Origin of the sequence: Nocardioides sp. Soil777 (genome assembly GCF_001428425.1) — a bacterium.
Lineage (GTDB): Bacteria > Actinomycetota > Actinomycetes > Propionibacteriales > Nocardioidaceae > Nocardioides > Nocardioides terrigena.
This window is the reverse complement of sequence record NZ_LMSN01000012.1, coordinates 485516-505139: the sequence shown is the minus strand read 5'-3', so window position 1 is coordinate 505139 and position 19624 is coordinate 485516. Positions and strand designations below refer to the sequence as shown.

Genomic DNA, 19624 nt, shown 5'->3' with positions numbered 1-19624 from the left:
TCAGGCCGCGAGGCCCAGCAGGGCACGGCTCACGACGAGCTCCGCCGGGCTGGCCGCTGTCGCGGGCGCGCCGATCCGCCGCGTGCCGGTGTGGTCGACGAGGTAGATCGCACCGTGGGGGTCGCGCCAGACGTAGATCCCGGCGAACGGCTGCTGCACCTGCCACGCCCCGTGGGTCTTGATCCGGTGGTGGTGCTGGGTCATCGGGCCGTAGTTGCCCACCCTCGACTGCCCCGCGGGTCTGTCCGCACCGTGCCGGAAGGCCACGGTGTGGTCGATCTGCTGGGTGCGGGACGTGCTGGATCCCCACGGGAAGGTGTCGGCCGGCGTCATGAGATGCACGGCCTGCCGATGTGGGTCGGGGATCTCGTAGGCGTCGACCGGCGCCTGTCCGGCCAGGTCGATCACGGGGCTCACGGTGAACCTCGAGTGCGGGCCGAGGTGGTGACGGAGCCAGGCCTCGGTGACCGGTCCCTGGCCCTCGACGCGAGCGACGCCGGTCTCCTCGTCACCGGCGTAGACGTGGACCATCAGGGCGACAGTCGGCATCAGGGCGTCCCAGTCGACCTCGGGGCGCTCGCCCGTGTGCTCGGCATCGCACTGGGGATCGCGTTCTGGAGGCTTGGCGCCGTCTGGATCGTCCGGCCGGTCGCGCCACGTGGCGTAGGCCGTCATGAGCGCGACGGCGCGCTGGGGGTCGGTGAGCACGAGGACGGCCTTGACCCGGCGATGGTCCTCGGGGTCGGTGTCGCCGAGGTCGGCCAGGATGCGGGCGAGGTGCGCCACGATCGCGTCCAGGCGGGCGACGACGTGGAAGGGCGCGCGGACGTAGAAGCCGCGCATGCCGTCCTCGGTGGACCGGGTCGCGTCGGCGAACTGTCGACGGGCCTGCTCCTCCTCGCGGGCGGCCGCAGCCTCCGGGTCGCTGGCGGCGATCGCACCGGTGACGAGCTCCTCGAAGCGGGTCCACGGGATGCGGCCGTCGGCGGACTCGGCGACGCGCGAGTCGACGTATGCCGCCTGCTCGAGCGTGAGGTCCCGGGTGCGCCGGGCGACGAACCGGGCGTAGGACGCCCGGACCTCGAGCGCCTCGACGCGCCGCCACAGCTGGGGCAGCCGGATGACGAGGCCGAGGGCGTCGGCGATCAGCGAGGAGGCCGCCCACGAGGTGATGCCCAGCCGCGACCCCAGCTCGGCGCAGCAGAACTCCGCGACCTCGGGTGTCCCCACGCCGCCGAACCTCCTGGCCCGCTCCCGGCCCGGCAGCCCGGTCAGCGCGGGGTCGAGGCGGTCGGAGTTGTTGATGACCGCGTGCTGCACGGCGATCCGCAGGACCTGGACCTCGCACTCGCGCTGGGTGCGCGCCACCTCCTCGGCGTGATCGAGGAGTGCCGCCCCGGTCAGCCCGGTGAGGTCGGTGGTCAGGTGCATGACCCCACTCAAGCACCGAGCACCGACAGCGCTCGTCGAGTTCGAGACCCCCTGTGGAGAGGGCCCTCTGCTCAGCCCGGGAACGGCCTGACGAGGCAAGCAGGTCAGCGCCTCCCGGGCCGCGGGAGCTCCGGGACCGGCCGCCGGCAGCCGTTGCCCCGGCAGTCCTCGAGCCGGTCGCGCAGGAGCCTGGTGAGCTGCCGCCGGATCCGCTGGTAGCGCGGGTCCGCGTGGACGTTGGTGAGCTGGTAGGGGTCCCGGCGCCGGTCGTAGAGCTCGCGCAGCCGCGGCTTCTTCCAGCGGACCAGCGTGTAGCGGTCGGTCCGCACCCCGCGGAACGTCCAGGCCCGCGCCTTCACCGTGCCCTTGGACCCGGCCTGGAGCAGCAGCGCCCGGTCGGGCTGCGGCCGGTCGGCGACGGCGTACGGCAGCAGGCTCGTCCCGTCCGTACGCCGCATCGGCCGCGCGCCGGCGAGCTCGGCGATGGTGGGGGCGAGGTCGATCGTGGCGACGGTCTGCGTCCGGCGCTGGCCGGCCGGGATGCCGGGACCCCGCATCAGCAGGGGCACGCGCACGGCCTCCTCGTAGGGCACGTTCTTGCCGACCAGCCGGTGCTCGCCGAAGAGGTAGCCGTTGTCGGAGGTGAACATCAGCACGGTGTTCTCCAGCTCGCCCGTCCGGTCGAGCTCCTCGACGATCCCGGCGACGGCCTCGTCGAGCGCGGCGAGGGCACGGACCCGCTGGGTGAAGAGCCGCTGGGCGTCGGTCCGCGAGCGAGCGGGCGCGGACGTGCCGCGGGCCTTGGCCCAGGGCCCGCGCTTGTTGAAGGAAGGCGAGTCGAGGGCCGGGAGGCGGACGTCGCCGAGGATGTCGGCGTGCCGGTCCGCGGCCGGCGGCGGGCCCGAGCAGTCGGGCTGCGGGTTGCCCTGGCAGGTGCCGTGCGGGGCGAGGAAGCTGGACCACAGGAAGAACGGCCGGTCACCGGCACCGAGGTCGCGGACGAGCTCGCGGGACTGCCGGGCGACCTCGTCGGTGTGGTAGTCCTCGGGGCCGAAGCGCACGAGCTCGCCGTCGGCGTACTGCAGGAACGAGTGGTAGTCGGAGAGCACCCCGATGATCGGCCGCCACCGGTCCCAGCCCGGCTCGATCCCGTCGCTCTCGTCGTACCCGTGCAGGTACTTGCCGACGAAGCCGGTCTCGTAGCCGGCCCGCTGCAACCACACGGGCAGCGCCGTCGACGGGTCGAAGCGCTGGTGGCCGCCCCACGGCGGCCCGTTGGTGCGGACCCCGTTGTTGTGGGCGTACTGCCCGGACAGGATCTGCGCCCGCGAGGGGCAGCAGTTGGGGTGCGGGGCGACCATGTCGGAGAAGGACACCCCGGCCCGGCCGAGCAGGCGCCGGGTCCGCGGCATCCAGCGCAGCTCCACGGCGGTCTGGTCGTCGGAGGTGATCAGCACGATGTTGGGCGGTCGCGGATCGGCCCGCTGCGACGAGGCCAGCTCGACGGTCGCGAGCGTGCCTGTCGTCGCGAGCACGAGGGCAGCGGTCATCAGGACGAGGTGGTGGGTCGGTCTCACGCGGGGTATGACAGCACGACGAGGGAGTTGGTTGTCGCCCCTGTGCGGCGTGTTCCCGCCTCAGTAGACGGACGGGACGAACGTCTGCTCGTACATCGGGGTCCGGACGTAGGGGATGTCCCTCACCTCGGGCAGCACGACGGGGTCGGGCGCCACGTCCTCGTAGTCGAACTGGTCGAGCAGGTGGGTGATGCAGTTGAGCCGGGCCGCCTTCTTGTCGTCGGACGGGACGACGTACCACGGGGCCTGCTTGATGTCGGTGTACTGGAAGGTGACGTCCTTGGCCTCGGAGTAGCGGACGTAGAGCTCACGCTCGGCGAGGTCCATGTCGGACAGCTTCCACCGCTTGACGGGCTCGGCGTTGCGCGCCTCGAAGCGCCGCTGCTGCTCCTCGGCGCTGACCGAGAACCAGTACTTCAGGACCACGATCCCGGACCGGACCAGCATCCGCTCGAACTCGGGGCAGCTGCGCAGGAACTCCTGGTGCTGGTCCTCCGTGCAGAACTCCATCACCCACTCGACGTTCGAGCGGTTGTACCAGCTCCGGTCGAACAGGACCATCTCCCCCGCAGCGGGCAGGTGCTCGACGTAGCGCTGGAAGTACCACTGGGTGCGCTCGCGGTCGGTGGGCTTGGGCAGTGCGGCGATCCGCACCGTCCGCGGGCTGGTGCGCTCGGTGATCCGCTTGATGACCCCGCCCTTGCCGGCCGAGCCGCGGCCCTCGAAGATCACCAGCACCTTGAGGCCCTGGGACTGGATCCAGTACTGCAGGAGCACCAGCTGCTCCTGCAGTCGCTCCATCTCGGCGTCGTAGACGGACGACCGCAGGCCGCCGGACGGCTTGTAGCGCGTGGAATCGGTGCGGTCGGGCGGGGTGTGACGCTTGGTCATGGTGTCTCCTGTCCGCGCTCATCGTCGCCGGGCCGACGCCGCCGGGCAAGGGCATGCCCGAACGGTCCACGGGAGGGGTCCTTCGGCCGTGTCCCCGGTGCGTCCCCGAGCGCATGCTGGAGGTATGAGAACGACGGTCCCGAAGACCCACGGCCACCACCTGGGGTGGACCGTGGAGACGCGTCCAGGCCTCTGGGCGGTCGTGCTGGCAACGCTCGCGCTGGGCGGCACGCTCACGCTCGCCGCGGCCATCGCACTGGGTGCCGTGGAGCCGGGTCAGGGCTTCACCGACAGCTGGTTCGTGACGTCCTGGGGGGTGGCGATCCTGCTGAGCGGCGTGGCCGCCCTCGTCGCCGGCGCCATCGCCGTCGTACGCCGCCACGAGCGCTCGTGGACGGTGCTGACGGCCACCGTGATCGGCGCCGTGGTCACCGCCGCGACCCTCATGCAGGTCGCCGAGGGACTGGGCTGGCTCTCCTCCTGACGAGACGCGGCCGGGATCAGTCGTCGGCGAGGTAGGGATCGCACCACGCACTGATGATGCGGGCCGCCCGCTTGGCCTGGTTGCGGCCGGTGAGCAGGTGGTCGGCGCCCTCGAGCGAGACGAAGCTCCGCGGGTGCCGCGCCGCCCGGAAGATCTCGCTCGCGTTGGCGATCCCGACGGTGTTGTCGGTTGGGGAGTGCATCACCAGGAGCGCCCGCCGCAGCGTCCTGATCTGCTCGTGGAGGTCGGCGACGCGCACGTCCTCGACGAAGTGCCGGCGCAGGGTGAGCGCCTTGCCGCCGACCGGGAACGGCGCCTCGCCGTCCTCCATGATCCGCTCCAGCAGCGCGTCGTAGTGGTGCTCCACGTGGGAGGGGTCGTACGGCGCGCCGACGCTCGCCACGGCCCGCACACCGTCGACCTCGTGCGCGGCCGCGATGACCGCGGCACCGCCGAACGAGTGGCCGACCAGGAGCCGCACCTCGCGGCCCGCGTCGTTCATGAAGCGCACCGCCTGGGCGGTGTCGGCGATCTTGTGCGAGAAGGACCCGTCCCCCCAGTCGCCCTCGGAGTGACCGAGGCCCAGGTTGTCGAAGCGGAGCATCCCGATGCCCTCGGCGGCCAGCTGCTTGCACATGCGGTTGGCCGCGGGACAGTCCTTGCCCAGCGTGAAGCCGTGGGAGAAGACGCCCCAGCCGCGGACCGGGCCCTCGGGGTGGTCGAGGAGGCCCGCCAGGCGCGGGCCGCTCGTGCTGGGGAACCAGACCTTCTCGCTCACGACAGCCGCTCCACGAGGGCCCGACCCAGGTCCCGGCCGGACAGCCACGCGGTCTCCACCTTGGGCGACGCGCCCCAGCCGTCCCCGCACGTCCCGACGAGACCGTCGGGACCGTCGACCAGCGCATGGGTGGCGGTCCGCTCCCCCACCGGTCGGGCGAAGGTCCAGCGGTGCACGTGCACGTCCTCCGGCTCTGGCAGCGACATCAGCGACCGCAGCGCGGCCACCAGCTCGGGACCGGCCGCGGCCGGGTCCTCCAGGTGACGCCCGGCGAAGTCCGGGGTCGAGTGCACGACCAGCACCGGGGCGCCGTCACCGCGCCGTCGTCCGTCGTCGGCCACCCACGCCACGACCGGATGGTCGTTGACGAACGCGCCGTCGAAGCGCCCCGTCGGACTGACGTGGTCCCAGCTGCGCTCGGCCCAGGTGGCGGCCATGGCCAGCACCGGCTCGAACTCGCGGTCGAGGCGGGCCGCGAGCGGGTGGTCGTCGCCGACGAGGCGGCGGGCCTGCGGGTCGGGCATGGCCAGCACGACGGCGGCAGCGTCCAGCGCGGCGACGCCCGCGACGTCGTACCGCTCGACCTCCAGGCCCGTCGCCAGGTCCTCGACCAGCGACCGCAGTCCACCCGGTGCACCCCAACGCAGCGGGCCGGTCTTGGCGACCGGTTCGGCGTCGCCGAGCGCGCAGAACGTGTCGGTCCAGGGCCGGGCGAGCCCGCGCTCGCGCCAGCCCTCCACCACCGCGAGGAAGTCGTCGTCGGAGGTCGTGAGGTACGACGCGCCGAGGTCGACCGGGCGGTCCCACAGCCGGCGCGAGGCCATCCGGCCACCGGGCTTCCGGCCGCGGTCGAGGACCCGGACGGGCACCCCGGCCGCCTGCAGCTCGCGGGCGCACGCCACGCCGGACAGCCCTGCACCGACGACCACGACCCCCGGGGCACCCTCGCTCGCACTCACGGCGCCATCATCCCCCGGCGAGCACCGCGGCCGTCGCGGCGACCGCTCCGAGGACGGCGAACGCGCACCGCCACCGGTCGGCCACGAGCAGTCGCGCCACGAGCACGTCGTCGCGGTCGGTGAGGCGGCCGTGGACCGGCGCGGCCGCCAGGGCGGTCGTGGCCAGCGCCAGGCCGGTCAGGCCGAGCGCCAGCCACCCGAGGGGGTCCGGCCCGGAGGCCGCGAGGAGCCCCCCGGTCACCAGCACGGCGAGGTAGAGCACGCCCACGAGCGGGGCGATGGTCCGCGAGTGCCGGTCGTGGGCGGCGCGCCACTCCTCGCTCGACCGACGGGCCAGCACCGGGTAGACGAGGAGGGTGACCGTGAGCTGGAAGCCCGCGTGCCACGCCGTCGCGACGGCGAAGGCGACGACCGCGCTCACCGCAGTGCCGCGAGCACGGCCTCCGCGGCGCGCTGCCCGCTGACCAGCGCGCCCTGGATCGAGCCGGTGTCGCGGTGGTCGCCGCACACCACCAGCTCGCCCACCCGCACGGGACGCGTGGCGGAGTACGGCGCGGGCTGGGCCGGCAGCGCGTCGGGCACCTCGTGCCGCGCGACCACCTCCCACCGGGTCGGGTCGACGCCCAGCAGGTCCCCGGCGTGCCGGCGGACCACCGCCTCGTCGGTCACCCGGCCCGGCCCAAGGAGGGCCGAGCCCTGCATGAGGTGGCGGCCCGGGGGTGCGTAGGACGGCGCCGCCCGGGAGACGACCGCCGCGTTGACCAACGGCCCGCGCGGGTCGCGGCGGGCGTCGACGTGCAGCAGGTCGGACGACGGGGCGTCGGTGGCCGACCACCACGTGGTGACCACGCCCTTGGTCGCGGGGACCTCGATCCCGGCGAGCTCCCGGGCCCGCGGACCGTCGGTCGCGACCACCACCTGCCGGGCGGTCCAGGTCCGGTCGGCGGCGGTCACCGTGGCGCCCGTGACCCCCTCGACGCGGTGGCCGATGCGCACCCGGTCGCCGAGCGGGGCGGCGAGCTGCTCGGGCAGCGCCTGCATCCCGTCGACCGGCAGCGACGGCACCCCGCGGGCGAACATCCAGGCCAGCAGCAGGGCGAAGCGGTCGGCCGTGCTGCCGTCGTCCTCCAGCAGCACGCCGGCCAGGAACCGGTCGACCACCCGCCGCAGCAGCCCGTCGAGGCCGGCCCGGTCGAGGGCCTCGGCCCGGCCCACGTCGGCCCGGCCGGCGAGCACCTCGGACAGTCGCGTGCGCCCACGGGGACGCAGGAGCGGGGCGGCCCACCGGAGCACGGCGGCCACCTCGCGCGGGTGGGCGAGCGCCGTACGGGCCGTGCCCGGGAGCAGGCCAGGAGCCCGCATCGGGTGCCCGAGGACCGCCGTGCCCGACTCGGTGACGGCCGCGACGCCGGCCCCGAAGCCCTGCAGGCCGAGGGCGTCGACGTCGACCCAGCGGCGTACGGCGGGATAGGCGGGGTTGAGCAGCTGGAAGCCGCGGTCGACCAGGAACCCGTCGACCCGGTCGGTGCGGATGCGCCCGCCCACGGCGTCCGCCGCCTCGAGCACGACCACCTCGTGGCCGGCGTCGTGCAGCACCCGCGCGCAGCGCAGCCCGGCCAGTCCTGCCCCCACCACCAGCACGTCGGCGTCCACGCGGCGACCCTAGTGGGTCCCCCGTTGCGTGTGAGCCCGGCTGCGGCCCGCCTCGCTACGGTCGTGGGACAGCCACCACCAGAGGGAGACACCATGGACCTGTTCGACATCGACGACACCCAGCGCATGAGCCGCGAGGACGCCGCCGCCCGGCTGCACGCCCTCGCCGACGCGATCGCCCGCAACAACTCCGTCGAGTTCCAGCGCGAGGGTCGCCGGATCACCGTCCGCATCCCCGACGAGGTCAACCTCAAGGTCGAGGTCGAGCTCGGCGACGACAACGAGCTGGAGATCGAGCTCACCTGGTGACGACTGGCAGGCTGGGGCGATGACCACGATCAAGATCAACGCCATCACCGTCCCGGCCGGCTCGGGTGACGAGCTCGCCCACCGCTTCGCCGCGCGCGCCGGCGCCGTCGACGGGGCCGAGGGGTTCGAGGGCTTCGAGCTCCTCCGCCCCACCGACGAGCGGGACCAGTGGCTCGTCATCACGCGCTGGCGCGACGAGGAGTCGTTCCAGGCGTGGATGAGCTCGCCGGGCTTCGCGGAGGGACACCGCTCCGCCGCCGAGCGGGCCGGCGGCGACGCGCCCCGGCCGGTCTCCACGCACAGCGAGGTGTGGAGCTACGAGGTGGCCGGCGGCTCGGCCGCGTCCTCCGACTGAGTGGTGTGCTCGGCCCGGTAGCGCTCCATCAGCCGGTCGAGCAGCGCCCCGAGGTCGGCGGCCGTCTCGTCGTCGAGCGTGGCGAAGGAGAACGTCGCCCGCCCCGTACGCCGCGCCAGCAGCGCCAGCAGCGCCAGCAGCGACGCCGCCAGGTCGTCGGGGTAGCGGTCCGCGATGACGAGGTAGAGGCCCACCTTGGCCTTGCCGCGCTTGAGCGCCGCGAAGTAGTCGTGTCCCGTCGCGCCCGGCCACACCAGGGACGGGACGCCGTAGATCGTGCCGTCCACCAGCTCGGGCCGGTAGCGGTCGAGCAGCGCCACCAGACGCGCCTCGACGGCGACCAGGTCGGTCACGACCCCGCCTCGGGGACGACTCCCTCGCGGCGCTCGTGGAGCCGCTGCTGCGCCTCGGAGAGGAACGCCAGGCACGGCGCCTCGGAGTCGGGGTGCTTCTCCACGAGGTGGAAGGTCCAGCGGTCCATCGCGGCCATGAAGCCGTTGTCCTCGCCGGGCCGGTAGGTCGACCAGGCCCGGTGACCCTTGGCGCGGCAGCTCGAGCAGCTGATCTTGTAGACGAACTGCTGCTCGGCGTCGAGGTCGATCTTGACCCGCGCCAGCGGACCGCCCTGGGCGGCGGCCTTCCTCTCACGAGCGGAGCGGCTCGCCACCATGTCGTCCTCCTGTGCTCATCGGACCGAGGACTCATCATGGCGGACGTAGGCTCGGCGGGTGAGCGTCACCCCGGTCTCCCTCCACCTGCACGACCACTTCGCCCGAGAGCTGGGCGAGATGGCCGTCCCGTGGCAGGCCGAGCGCACGCCGGACCCCCGGCTGCTGGCCGTCAACGACCGCCTGGCGGACGACCTGGGCCTGGACCCGGCCTGGCTGCGGACCCCCGAGGGGATCGGGCTGCTCACCGGCACCCGCCTGCCAGACGGTGCCGCGCCCGTGGCGCAGGCCTACTCCGGGCACCAGTTCGGGGGCTTCTCCCCGCGGCTGGGCGACGGCCGTGCCCTGCTCGTCGGTGAGCTCGTCGACCGCGACGGCGCCCTGCGTGACCTGCACCTCAAGGGATCCGGCCGCACGCCGTTCGCGCGCGGTGGCGACGGCCTGGCGGCCGTCGGCCCGATGCTGCGCGAGTACGTCGTGAGCGAGGCGATGCACGCGCTCGGCGTCCCCACGACCCGCGCCCTGGGCGTGGTCGCGACCGGGCGCAGCGTGCGGCGGGAGGAGATCCTGCCGGGTGCCGTCCTCGCCCGCGTGGCCAGCAGCCACCTGCGCGTCGGGAGCTTCCAGTACGCCGCGGCCACGGGCGACGTCGCGTTGCTGCGCCGTCTCGCCGACCACGTGATCGTCCGCCACCACCCGGCGGCCGCCGGGTCCGAGCGTCCCTACCTCGCCCTGTACGACGCGGTCGTCGCGGCCCAGGCGTCCCTGGTGGCCCGGTGGATGCTGGTCGGCTTCGTCCACGGGGTCATGAACACCGACAACATGACGGTGTCGGGCGAGACCATCGACTACGGCCCCTGCGCCTTCCTCGACGCCTTCGACCCGGCCACCGTCTACAGCTCGATCGACCACGAGGGCCGCTACTCCTACGGCAACCAGCCCGTCGCGGCCGAGTGGAACCTCGCCCGGCTGGCCGAGGCCCTCCTGCCGCTCCTCGACGACGACCAGGAGCGCGCCGTCGCCCTGGCGACCGACTCCCTCGGCGCCTTCCGCTCCCGCTACTCCGCGGCCTGGGCGGCCGGGATGCGCTCCAAGCTGGGGCTGCCCGACGGGCTCGACGGTGCCGTGGCCACCACCCTGGTCGACGAGCTGCTGGTGCTGGCCGAGCGCAGCCACGTCGACCACACGGTGCTCTACCGGGCCCTGGCCTCCGCAGCCCGCGGGGATGCGGACGCGGCCCGGGGGCTCTTCCTCGACCTGCCCGACTTCGACGACTGGTGCGCCCGGTGGCGCGCCACGGGACCCGATCCCGACGCCATGGACCGCACCAACCCGCTCCGCATCCCCCGCAACCACCTCGTCGAGGAGGCGCTCCACGCGGCGGTGGCCGGCGATCTCGACCCCTTCGAGCGCCTGGTCGACGCCGTCACCTCGCCCTTCGACGACCGGCCGGGGCTCGAGCGGTACGCCGCCCCGCCTCCGGACGACTTCGGCGCCTACCGCACCTTCTGCGGGACCTGAGGCCTAGCCACCGGACCCTCGCGTACGTGAGGATCGTGACCCCCGTCACATCCCCGAGGAGACCGGCATGATCGACGTGCTGCCCGATTCCGTCCACCCCGACGTCGCCGCCGACCGCACGCGGATCGAGGAGGCGGTCGCCGGTCGCACCCTCATCGACGCGCTGGCCGACACCGCCGCGGCATACGCCGACGAGCCGGCCTACTCCGACAGGCACGGGGTCGCGGAGGGCGAGTCATGGCGCACGCTCACGTGGGCGCAGACCCGCGAGACGGCCCTCGACCTGGCCGCCGCGCTCGTCGGGGTGGGTGTGCAGGTCGGCGACACCGTCGCGATCATGGCCACCAACCGGATCGAGCACCTCGTCGGCGACATGGGCGCGGTGCACGCCGCGGCGACCCCGATGTCGATCTACAACACCCTCTCCCCCGAGCAGGTGTCCTTCATCGCCGGCGAGTCGAGCCCGAAGGTGGCGATCCTCGAGGGCACCGACCAGCTCGAGCGCTGGCGCGACGCCCTCGACGCCGTCGCCACGGTCGTCGTGCTCGACGCCGGCCAGGCCCCGGACGGCGACCGTTTCGTCACCTGGGACGACTTCGTCGCCCGCGGGGCGGCGTACAGGCACGAGCACGCCGAGGAGATCGAGCAGCGCCACCGGGACCTCGACCCCGACGCACCGGCGACGATCCTCTACACGTCCGGCACCACCGGCAACCCCAAGGGCGTCGTGCTCACCCACCACAACGTCCTCTACGAGGCCGTCAGCACCATGGAGGCCGCCGGCTTCGGCGAGCCCCAGCGCCAGATCAGCTACCTGCCGCTGGCCCACATCGCCGAGCGGATCCTCGGCCTCTACGGCCCGCAGGTGGTCGGCGGCCACGTGCACTGCATCGGCGACCCCGCGCAGCTGCTCGCCACTCTCGGCGAGGTGCATCCCACGGCGTTCTTCGGCGTCCCGCGCGTGTGGGAGAAGATCAAGACCGGTCTCTCCGCCAAGCTCGCGGCCGACCCCAACCCCGACAACGTCAAGCTCGTGCAGGACTCGATGGCCGCGGCCCTGACCTGGGTGCAGGCCCAGGAGGTCGGCGGCACCATGACCCCGGAGATCCAGGCGGCGTACGACGAGGCCGACGCCGCGATCCTCGGCTTCCTCAAGCTCCTCCTCGGCCTCGACCAGGTGACGTGGGCCGGCTCCGCCGCCGCCCCGATGCCGCTCGAGGTCGCCAAGTTCATGGCCGGCCTCGGCCTCATCGTCTACGACGTCTACGGCATGACCGAGACGTGCGGCGCGGTCACCGCCAACGGTCCCGGCGGCTTCCGCCTCGGCACCGTCGGCCGGGCCACGCCGGGCATGGAGGTCAAGCTCGCCGAGGACAGCGAGGTGCTCGTCCGCGGGCCGGTCATCACCCCCGGCTACCACCGCCAGGAGAAGGCCACCCGCAACCTCATCGATGCCGACGGGTGGGTCCACACCGGCGACATCGGCACGCTCGACGAGGAGGGCTTCTTCGCGATCGTCGACCGCAAGAAGGAGCTGATCATCACCTCGGCCGGCAAGAACATCGCCCCCTCCAACATCGAGAACTACCTCAAGGAGTCGCCGATCGTCGGCCACGCGATGGCCATCGGCGACAACCGCTCGCACGTCGTCGCGATCCTCACCCTCGACGGCGAGGTCGCCCCGGTGCTGGCCCAGGCGCGCGGCATCGAGTTCACCGACCTCGCCGACCTGTCGTCCCGGCCGGAGATCCGGGCGATGGCCCAGGACGCGGTCGACAAGGCCAACGCCCGCCTCTCGCGACCCGAGCAGGTCAAGGCCTGGGAGCTCCTGCCGGCGGAGTGGACGGCTGAGTCGGAGGAGCTCACGCCGACGCTCAAGCTCAAGCGGCGCGTCGTCAACAGCAAGTACGCCGACGTGGTCGAACGGCTCTACGCGACCCGCCCTGCCGAGGAGTGACCTTCGACGCTGTGCCGTTGCCCGTCTTCGACGTCGAGGCCCACCGCGGTGGCGCCGGGCTCTGGCCGGAGAACACCCTGGAGGCCTTCGGCCGGGCCCTCGCCCTCGGCGTGTCGACGCTCGAGCTCGACGTGCACCTGACCGCCGGGGACGACGTGGTGGTCTCGCACGACCCGACGCTGGCCGACGCCCGGCGGATCCGCACCCTGACCCGTGCCGACCTGCCTCCGACGATGCCGCTGCTGCGCCAGGTGGCGGCCCTGCTCGAGGAGCGCGGCGCGGACGACGTCGGGGTCAACCTGGAGATCAAGTACGACGCCCTCGCCGCCGCCGAGCTGACGTCGCGCTCCGACTTCGTCGAGGTCGTCGTGGACGCGATCCGGATCGACGGGCTCGTCGGGCGGACCAGCATCCAGTGCTTCGACTGGGGCGTCCTGCGCCTCGTGGGCGGCACCGAGCCCCTGCTCGCGCGCAACCTGCTGGTCTCACCGCGCTACCTCCGGCCCTCCCCCGACGGCCCGTCCCCGTGGTTCGACGGCCTCGAGGTGGAGGAGCACTTCGTGCGGACCGCCGCCGCCCAGGGCTTCGACGCCGTCTCCCCCGTCCACGGCAGCCCCTTCGCGTCCGGCGTCGACGACCCGGCGTACGTCCCTTTCACGACCCCGGAGCTGGTGGCGGACGCGCACGACGCCGGCCTGCGGGTGATCCCCTACGTCGTCGACGACCCGCCGACCATGCGGGCCCTCCTCGCTGCCGGCGTGGACGGCCTCATCACCAACCGGCCCGACCTGCTGCGCGACGTGCTCGCGACGGTCGGGCGCGACCTGCCGCCCGCCTACCCGGGTCGGTGACGTCACCGGTGCAACCGATCCGGCGCTGGCGCTGTCCTACGAACATGAACCGTCTCGTCACCGCGCTGGCCGTCGCTCCACTGGCCCTCACCCTGCACGTCGCGCCCGCCGGCGCCGACTCCTCGCCCGACCGGGCCAGCGACCGGGCCGCCGTGCCCCGCCAGGTCCTCGACGTCTCCGACCTCGACACCGGGGCAGCCCCTCGGATGGCCTGGGCCGAGCGCACCGGCCGTCGGCTCACCATCCACGGTGCCGACGGCACCACGCCTGCCGCAGGCAACGTCCGGGCCTTCGCGCCCATGGGGTCGGGGTACGTCGTGCAGACCGGCGGCGCCCGTCCGCCGCGGGTCCGCTGGATCGCGGCCGACGGCACCGCCGGCCCCCGCGAGTGGCGCTCCGGCTACGGACTGGCCGTGTCGCCCGGCGGCGGCGCCGTCGCCTTCACCGTCCGTCGCGGCGGGGTCCGGGTCATCGACTCCGAGGGCGACCGGGTGCTGCGAATGCCCGCGGTCCCGGGGGTCCGCGGCCTCAACTCCCCCGCCGGAGTCTCGGGCGACGACTGCCGCGAGGACGCCACCAGCAACGGCTGCTCCGTCGCGGTGAACTCGACCCGCCGTCCGGTCAGCTGGTACACGTCCTCGCACGGCCTCGTCGACCGCACGCCGTTCCGTTCCTTCTCCACGGGGCGCGGTCGCTGGACCGGTGGCGTCACGAGCGTGAGCGACACGGGGAGCTGCAGCGCCATGCGCGGCGGCCTCCGGGTGCGCTGGACCACCTGCCGCAACCAGCTGTCGGTCATCTCCCCGGACACGCTGCACCTCGTTGGCACCCCGGCGTACGGCGACGGTTTCGGGCCCACCCGCCTCGACCTCCTCGACCTCCGCACCGGAGACCGCACGCGGTCGTGGACGGCCGATCGCCGCGGCCGCTCGGCGACGTACTTCGACCAGGTGTGGGAGGACGCCGACCACCTGCTCGTGGTGACCTACCAGGCCGGCGAGTGGGCGATCGTGAGGCTCGGCACCGACGGCTCGATGGAGTACGCCGTGCCGCCGCGGGCCGACGGTGGCGACCAGGAGAAGCCGCTGTACCTCAGAAAGGGGTGACTGGTCTAGACCCCCGCACGCGGGTCAGGGAAATTCCTGATGCGCACTGTCGGTGGGTTCTGTTGCACTGGTGGTCATGAACCGTCAGCTCGCAGGGGCCCTCACCGGACGCGTCACCAAGTGGATCGTGCTCGTCGTGTGGCTGATCGTCGCCGCCGGGTCCGCGACGTTCGCGGCCAAGCTCGCCGACGTCCAGAACAACGAGGCCTCCTCGTGGCTGCCGGAGTCCGCCGAGTCGACCCGCGCCTTCGAGAAGCTCGAGCCCTTCCAGGACCCCAACGCCATCCCGACCCTCGTCGTCTACGAGCGTGACGGTGGCCTGACGGAGGACGACCTCGCCGCCATCGAGGAGCACGCCGCCGAGTTCGCCGCGATGGACGGCCTGGCCGAGGCCCGGGAGGGACGGGCCCCGTCGGTGGTCAGCCCGGCCACCGCCGAGCAGGTGGGCTTCCCCGCGGTCTCGCAGGACGGCACGGTCGCCCAGACCAGCGTGACCTTCGACCTCGGCTCCGAGGGCTGGAACCAGATGCCCGACATCGCCGACGAGCTCCGGAGCATCTCCGAGCTCGAGGGCGTCGAGGTCTACGTCGCGGGCGCCGGCGGGCAGGCCGCCGACTCGGCCGAGGCCTTCGGGGGCATCGACACCACCCTGCTCGGCGCCACCCTCGGCGTCGTCATCCTGATCCTGCTGTTCACCTACCGCAGCCCGATCCTGTGGATCCTGCCGATCTTCAGCGCGATCGTGGCCCTCTTCGTCTCCCAGGCCCTCATCTACTTCCTGGCCAGGGACGCCGGCCTGACCGTCAACGGGCAGTCCTACGCGATCCTGACCATCCTGGTGATCGGCGCCGGCACCGACTACGCCCTGCTGCTGGTGGCGCGCTACCGCGAGGAGCTGCGGCGCCACGAGGACCGGCACGAGGCGATGGCGTTCGCGCTGCACCGGGCCGCGCCGGCCCTGCTGGCCAGCGCCGCGACCGTCGCGCTCGGCATGTTGTGCCTGCTCTTCGCCGAGATGAACTCCACCGCAGGCCTCGGCCCGGTGGCGGCCATCGGCGTCGCCGTGACCTTCCTGGTGATGATCACCCTCCTGCCCGCGCTCCTGGTGATCACCGGGCGGTGGATCTTCTGGCCGCGGCGCCCGGGTTATGGCTCGCCCGAGCCGACCCAGACCGGCATCTGGGCCAAGGTCGGTCGCTGGATCGCGCCGCGCCCGCGCCAGGTCTGGGTCATCACGTCGGTGGTGCTGGCCATCGCGTGCCTCGGCATGCTGCGCCTCGACACCAACGGCTTGTCGACCGAGGACTCCTACACCCAGGAATTCCAGTCGGTCACCGGTCAGCAGGTGCTGGTGGACGCCGGACTGGTCGACCAGTCCAACACCGTCATGGTGGTGGGCAACGCCGGCAGCGAGGACGCGATCACCGAGGCCCTCACCGGCCTCGACGACGTCGAGCCGCCCAAGCCGCCGGTCACCGCCGGTGACGTCACGTTCGTCGAAGCCGCGATCGGCTCGGACCCGGCGTCCCCCGAGGCCTTCGTCACCGTCGAGCGGGTCCGCGACGCCGTCCACGCCGTCGACGGCGCCGACGCCCTCGTCGGTGGCAACTCGGCGTTCTTCCTCGACACCCGCGACGCCGCCAACCGCGACAACCTGGTGATCATCCCGATCATCCTGCTGCTCGTGCTGCTGATCCTGGTGGCCCTGCTGCGCTCGGTGCTGGCACCCCTCATCCTGATCGGCACCGTGGTGCTGTCCTTCGGCGGCGCGATGGGCATCTCGGCCCTGCTCTTCGAGTACGTCTTCGGCTTCGCCGGGTCGGACCCGGGGTTCCCGCTGTTCGCCTTCGTGTTCCTCGTGGCCCTGGGGATCGACTACAACATCTTCCTGATGACCCGGGTGCGCGAGGAGACGATGCACTTCGGCACCCGCAAGGGCGCCCTGGTGGCGCTCACCTCCACCGGTGGGGTCATCACCAGCGCCGGGCTGGTGCTGGCGGCGACGTTCCTGGTGCTGGGCACCATCCCGGTGGTGTTCCTCGCGCAGCTCGGCGTCGCGGTCGCCCTCGGCGTCATCCTCGACACCATGATCGTCCGCTCGGTGCTCGTCACCGCGATCAACATGGACCTCGGCGGCAAGATCTGGTGGCCCAGCAAGCTCGACCGGGAGGACCACCACCTCACCGTCGAGGAGGTCCGGGCCCCGATCGAGACCGTGCACTGATCAGTAGCGCAGGTCCACCCAGACCTGGCGGTGGTCGGAGGTCGGGACTCCGGTGAAGGGCCAGCGGCTCGGGTCGTAGTCGCCGGTCAGGCGGTACAGCGGGTCGGCGTCGATCGGCCAGAAGATGCCCGACCCGACGACCTTCGTCCCCTTCGACGGCAGCACGTAGTCGACGCGCAGGTTGCCCGGCGCCCCGTCCGCGAAGTCCGCGGTGTCCAGCGCCGGGTCACCCTCGTGGCCCAGGTTGGCGCCGCCCTGGTCGACGGCCTCGGCGCCGCCCGCGGAGGTGGGCCGCGGGTCGCGGACCCGCGGGTGGCGCAGCAGCTGGTCGATCGCGCTGTCGACCGAGTCGCCGTCGGCGGGGTCGGCGTTCTGGTCCCCGGCGATCACGAAGGACGCACCCCTCGCCAGCCCGCCGTACCGCCCCTCGTCGTCGTAGACGTACGCCGCGCGCCCGGCTCTCGGCGCCACGTAGTCGGCCCAGAAGCGGATCTCGTCGTGGTTGCGCAGTCCGTTGCGGTCCTCGGGCCCGTCGAAGGTGGGCGGCGTCGGGTGCGAGACGAGGAAGTGCACGGTCTCGTCACCGATCTCGATCGGCACGTCCCAGTGCGACTTGGAGGAGAGCCGGACGTCCTCGAGCTCGGCCGGCGAGTACCAGTCGGCAGGGGCGTCGGTGGACGGGTCGTCCGGCAGCAGCGCACCCGGCATGTCGGCCCAACGGAAGGTCTGGAACGTCCGCACGGCGTCGGTGTCGATCGGGTACCGCGAGTAGACGACCATGCCGTACTGGCCGGGGAACAGCCCGAAGCCGAAAGCGTCGTCACCGCCCCCGACCGACCCGTTGTTGTTGAGGTCGTGGCCGCTCGGGATCCCGGTGTTGGACGGCGCGACGTACGCGTAGGGGTAGGCGATCGGACGCGCGTCCCCGTGGCCGACCCCGAGGAAGTTGTCGCGGAACAGGTCCACGGCCTCCGGGTCGAAGTCGAACTCGTTGACCAGCAGCACGTCGGGGCGCGTGCGCTGGATGGTCTCGGCCACCTTGTGCGCCTGCCGGACCGCGCCCGTGTCCGCGTCCGGGGTGGACAGGTCCGCGGCGAGCCCACCCGCGGTGGCCCGGTTGAGCGAGGCGTTGAACGTGGAGAAGCGCACGGTCTCGCGCGTGCCGGGCCCGTGGCCGTCTCGATCTGCCCGGTCTGCCTGGGCGGGGGCGAGGGTGGCGAGCGGAACGGCGGCGAGCACGGTCGCGAGTCCGGCGCCGAGCAGGGTGGTGCGTCGCATCAAGGACCTCCGAGTCGGGTGATGTGGGTCCCCGCACCCTAGGCAGCCCGGGTGAACTCCCGGTGTCCGGGGCGCGGGTCAGGCCCGGACGGTCCGGGTCCGCCCGACCACGCGGCCGTCGGCGTCCAGCGCCTCGGCCCGCACCACGCGGGACCCGGTCTCCAGCGCCACGACCGTCTCGAACCCCTCGCGCGGCACCTCGCCGACCGGCCGGAGCCGGTCGTCCCGCTCCCCCGCGAGCACCCGCCAGGCGGTCACCTCGGTGGCGCCGTTCCAGGAGATGTACGCCGACCCGTCCGCCACTGCGAGGTCCGGCAGCGTCGCCGGGCGTCCGCGCCACGGGAAGCGGTAGGACCGGTAGGAGCCCAGCCCCAGGTCGGACAGCTCGAAGACGACCTCGCCGTCCGCGTCGAACTCGGTGGCGTAGGGGTCCATCCCCCACCCGACCAGCACGTGACCGTCGGGGAGGTACTGCGCGTTGCCCATCGCGTAGCCGTAGCGGTCCTCGTGGCGCAGTGCCTGGACGAGGCGGGCGGTCATCGCCTCCTCGTCGAGCTCGAAGCGCAGCGCCGCGGACACGGCGTCGGTCTCGATCGCGTTCTCGTGGTTGTCGTAGATCGTGAGGGTGCCGTCGGGCTGGCGACGCAGGTCGTGCTGCCAGCCGAAGTCGCCTCCCTCGGGCACCTCGAAGTCGCTCCGCCTGCCCCCGAAGCGCCACAGCACCTCGCCGGTGCGGCGGTCGATCCGGTAGAGGGCACCGGTGTGCCGGGCCGAGACGAGCAGCCCGTCGCCGTCCTCCTCGACGGAGTTGACGTGGATCGGGTCGAAGGGCAGCGCGGCCGTGCCGGTGTCGTCGACCTCCCGGTAGGTGTCGGTGAGGTCGATGTGGTCGAGTCCCTCCCAGTCGAGCAGCACCTCACCGGTCTCCACGTCGACCTCCTGGAGCCGGCCGCCCCAGACGTGGCCGTCCGCCGGCCCGCCGACCGGCGTGAGGTCGTAGGGGATGGTCGGATAGGACGTCAGCAACGCGGTCCCGCGGGACGTCAGCTGGAACTCGTGCAGGTCGGAGAGGACGCCGTTGCCGCAGCGCACCTCGGCCACCGGCAGGTAGCGCTCGTCGAGGACGACCCCCTTGCCGTTGCCGGTGCCCTCCTTGACCTCCCCGGTCCAGTAGGTCAGCACCGGCCGACCCCGGTAGGTCTGCACGCGCAGGTCGGTGGCCGCGCTGCCGTCGGGCTCGATCCACACCGGCTGGGCGCGGTCGTCGTACACGACCCCGCGGAACGTCGGCGTGCGCGGCGTCGTGAAGAGCAGGCCGCCCGAGATCGCGGCCCCCTCCCGGCGCCAGGCGCTCGCCCGGGGCGCGGTCAGCTGGCTGCTGACGAACCGCACCGGCTCGGGCGCCTCCGGGGCGTCGGCCTCGGCCGGCTCCTCGCCCACCGGCTCGTCCGGGGAGCGCTCGGACCACGCCCACCCTGCCCCCACACCGGCCGCACCGAGGACGACCCCTGCACCGAGGACCAGCACGTCGCGGCGCGCGGGACGCGGCCCGCGACCGGCCTCCTCGGTGCTGTGGCTCATC

Annotated in this window: 19 protein-coding genes; 8 read left to right on the top strand and 11 right to left on the bottom strand. The window is 73.1% G+C overall.

Annotated elements, in window-relative coordinates:
- The 3 genes from ASG88_RS23505 to ppk2 all read right to left on the bottom strand — a co-directional run bounded on the left by ASG88_RS23505 (position 1) and on the right by ppk2 (position 3899).
- Positions 1-1431 (bottom strand): DUF222 domain-containing protein, encoded by a 1431-nt coding sequence (locus ASG88_RS23505; RefSeq protein WP_056887239.1) that lies wholly within the window; start codon positions 1429-1431, stop codon positions 1-3.
- Positions 1432-1535: 104 nt separating this feature from the next.
- A complete protein-coding gene (locus tag ASG88_RS09905; RefSeq protein ID WP_056887238.1) occupies positions 1536-3008 on the bottom strand; it encodes a sulfatase in 1473 nt (490 codons plus the stop codon).
- A gap of 60 nt (positions 3009-3068) precedes the next feature.
- Positions 3069-3899, bottom strand: coding sequence for a polyphosphate kinase 2 (gene ppk2 / locus ASG88_RS09900; protein ID WP_082600183.1), 831 nt, complete (start codon positions 3897-3899; stop codon positions 3069-3071).
- A gap of 124 nt (positions 3900-4023) precedes the next feature.
- Here ppk2 and ASG88_RS09895 point away from each other — a divergent pair, with 124 nt between their 5' ends.
- Positions 4024-4383 carry a hypothetical protein gene (locus ASG88_RS09895; RefSeq protein ID WP_056887237.1) on the top strand — a complete coding sequence of 120 codons (360 nt, stop codon included), beginning with the start codon at positions 4024-4026 and terminating at the stop codon, positions 4381-4383.
- Between the two features lie 16 nt (positions 4384-4399).
- Here the strand turns inward: ASG88_RS09895 and ASG88_RS09890 are convergent, their stop codons facing one another.
- Genes ASG88_RS09890 through ASG88_RS09875 form a run of 4 tightly spaced genes read right to left on the bottom strand, consistent with a single transcriptional unit; the run spans position 4400 to position 7773 of the window.
- Positions 4400-5161, bottom strand: a complete 762-nt coding sequence (locus ASG88_RS09890) for an alpha/beta hydrolase family protein (RefSeq protein WP_056887236.1) — start codon at positions 5159-5161, stop codon at positions 4400-4402.
- Positions 5158-6120 carry an NAD(P)/FAD-dependent oxidoreductase gene (locus ASG88_RS09885; RefSeq protein WP_056887235.1) on the bottom strand — a complete coding sequence of 321 codons (963 nt, stop codon included), beginning with the start codon at positions 6118-6120 and terminating at the stop codon, positions 5158-5160. The genes ASG88_RS09890 and ASG88_RS09885 overlap by 4 nt, the downstream gene beginning before the upstream one ends.
- 7 nt (positions 6121-6127) lie before the next feature.
- Complete coding sequence (locus ASG88_RS09880) at positions 6128-6541, bottom strand: hypothetical protein (protein WP_056887234.1); 414 nt, start codon at positions 6539-6541, stop codon at positions 6128-6130.
- Positions 6538-7773 (bottom strand): NAD(P)/FAD-dependent oxidoreductase, encoded by a 1236-nt coding sequence (locus ASG88_RS09875; protein WP_056887233.1) that lies wholly within the window; start codon positions 7771-7773, stop codon positions 6538-6540. The genes ASG88_RS09880 and ASG88_RS09875 overlap by 4 nt, the downstream gene beginning before the upstream one ends.
- A gap of 93 nt (positions 7774-7866) precedes the next feature.
- On the opposite strand from ASG88_RS09875, the gene ASG88_RS09870 reads away from it, so the two are divergent.
- Together ASG88_RS09870 and ASG88_RS09865 are read left to right on the top strand one after the other, a co-directional pair.
- On the top strand, positions 7867-8082 hold the full coding sequence (locus ASG88_RS09870; RefSeq protein ID WP_056887232.1) for an amphi-Trp domain-containing protein: 216 nt from the start codon (positions 7867-7869) through the stop codon (positions 8080-8082).
- 19 nt (positions 8083-8101) lie between these two features.
- Positions 8102-8437, top strand: coding sequence for an antibiotic biosynthesis monooxygenase family protein (locus tag ASG88_RS09865; protein WP_056887231.1), 336 nt, complete (start codon positions 8102-8104; stop codon positions 8435-8437).
- Here ASG88_RS09865 and ASG88_RS09860 read toward each other — a convergent pair.
- Both ASG88_RS09860 and ASG88_RS09855 read right to left on the bottom strand, forming a co-directional pair.
- Positions 8398-8790 (bottom strand): hypothetical protein, encoded by a 393-nt coding sequence (locus ASG88_RS09860; RefSeq protein ID WP_056887230.1) that lies wholly within the window; start codon positions 8788-8790, stop codon positions 8398-8400. The two genes, ASG88_RS09865 and ASG88_RS09860, sit on opposite strands and share 40 nt — an antisense overlap.
- On the bottom strand, positions 8787-9107 hold the full coding sequence (locus ASG88_RS09855; RefSeq protein WP_056887229.1) for a hypothetical protein: 321 nt from the start codon (positions 9105-9107) through the stop codon (positions 8787-8789). The genes ASG88_RS09860 and ASG88_RS09855 overlap by 4 nt, the downstream gene beginning before the upstream one ends.
- Before the next feature lie 58 nt (positions 9108-9165).
- Between ASG88_RS09855 and ASG88_RS09850 the strand changes: the two genes are divergently transcribed.
- The 5 genes from ASG88_RS09850 to ASG88_RS09830 all read left to right on the top strand — a co-directional run bounded on the left by ASG88_RS09850 (position 9166) and on the right by ASG88_RS09830 (position 16764).
- Positions 9166-10626, top strand: a complete 1461-nt coding sequence (locus tag ASG88_RS09850; protein WP_056887228.1) for a protein adenylyltransferase SelO — start codon at positions 9166-9168, stop codon at positions 10624-10626.
- 67 nt (positions 10627-10693) lie between these two features.
- Complete coding sequence (locus ASG88_RS09845; protein WP_056887227.1) at positions 10694-12583, top strand: AMP-dependent synthetase/ligase; 1890 nt, start codon at positions 10694-10696, stop codon at positions 12581-12583.
- A complete protein-coding gene (locus ASG88_RS09840; RefSeq protein ID WP_056887226.1) occupies positions 12580-13434 on the top strand; it encodes a glycerophosphodiester phosphodiesterase family protein in 855 nt (284 codons plus the stop codon). Before ASG88_RS09845 ends, ASG88_RS09840 begins: the two co-directional genes overlap by 4 nt.
- A gap of 44 nt (positions 13435-13478) precedes the next feature.
- Positions 13479-14540 carry a hypothetical protein gene (locus tag ASG88_RS09835; RefSeq protein ID WP_056887225.1) on the top strand — a complete coding sequence of 354 codons (1062 nt, stop codon included), beginning with the start codon at positions 13479-13481 and terminating at the stop codon, positions 14538-14540.
- 76 nt (positions 14541-14616) lie between these two features.
- Positions 14617-16764 (top strand): MMPL family transporter, encoded by a 2148-nt coding sequence (locus ASG88_RS09830; protein WP_056887224.1) that lies wholly within the window; start codon positions 14617-14619, stop codon positions 16762-16764.
- Here ASG88_RS09830 and ASG88_RS09825 read toward each other — a convergent pair whose 3' ends face one another.
- Together ASG88_RS09825 and ASG88_RS09820 are read right to left on the bottom strand one after the other, a co-directional pair.
- Positions 16765-18042, bottom strand: a complete 1278-nt coding sequence (locus ASG88_RS09825; RefSeq protein WP_056887223.1) for an endonuclease/exonuclease/phosphatase family protein — start codon at positions 18040-18042, stop codon at positions 16765-16767.
- 78 nt (positions 18043-18120) lie between these two features.
- Positions 18121-19623, bottom strand: a complete 1503-nt coding sequence (locus ASG88_RS09820; protein ID WP_056887222.1) for an arylsulfotransferase family protein — start codon at positions 19621-19623, stop codon at positions 18121-18123.
- Position 19624: the final 1 nt, after the last annotated feature.

Coding starts and splice junctions, on each gene's coding strand:
- ASG88_RS23505 (WP_056887239.1), bottom strand. CDS start 1,431: ATGCACCTGACCACCGACCTCACCGGGCTGACCGGGGCGGCACTCCTC.
- ppk2 (WP_082600183.1), bottom strand. CDS start 3,899: ATGACCAAGCGTCACACCCCGCCCGACCGCACCGATTCCACGCGCTAC.
- ASG88_RS09895 (WP_056887237.1), top strand. CDS start 4,024: ATGAGAACGACGGTCCCGAAGACCCACGGCCACCACCTGGGGTGGACC.
- ASG88_RS09870 (WP_056887232.1), top strand. CDS start 7,867: ATGGACCTGTTCGACATCGACGACACCCAGCGCATGAGCCGCGAGGAC.
- ASG88_RS09865 (WP_056887231.1), top strand. CDS start 8,102: ATGACCACGATCAAGATCAACGCCATCACCGTCCCGGCCGGCTCGGGT.
- ASG88_RS09855 (WP_056887229.1), bottom strand. CDS start 9,107: ATGGTGGCGAGCCGCTCCGCTCGTGAGAGGAAGGCCGCCGCCCAGGGC.
- ASG88_RS09845 (WP_056887227.1), top strand. CDS start 10,694: ATGATCGACGTGCTGCCCGATTCCGTCCACCCCGACGTCGCCGCCGAC.
- ASG88_RS09835 (WP_056887225.1), top strand. CDS start 13,479: ATGAACCGTCTCGTCACCGCGCTGGCCGTCGCTCCACTGGCCCTCACC.
- ASG88_RS09830 (WP_056887224.1), top strand. CDS start 14,617: ATGAACCGTCAGCTCGCAGGGGCCCTCACCGGACGCGTCACCAAGTGG.
- ASG88_RS09825 (WP_056887223.1), bottom strand. CDS start 18,042: ATGCGACGCACCACCCTGCTCGGCGCCGGACTCGCGACCGTGCTCGCC.
- ASG88_RS09820 (WP_056887222.1), bottom strand. CDS start 19,623: ATGAGCCACAGCACCGAGGAGGCCGGTCGCGGGCCGCGTCCCGCGCGC.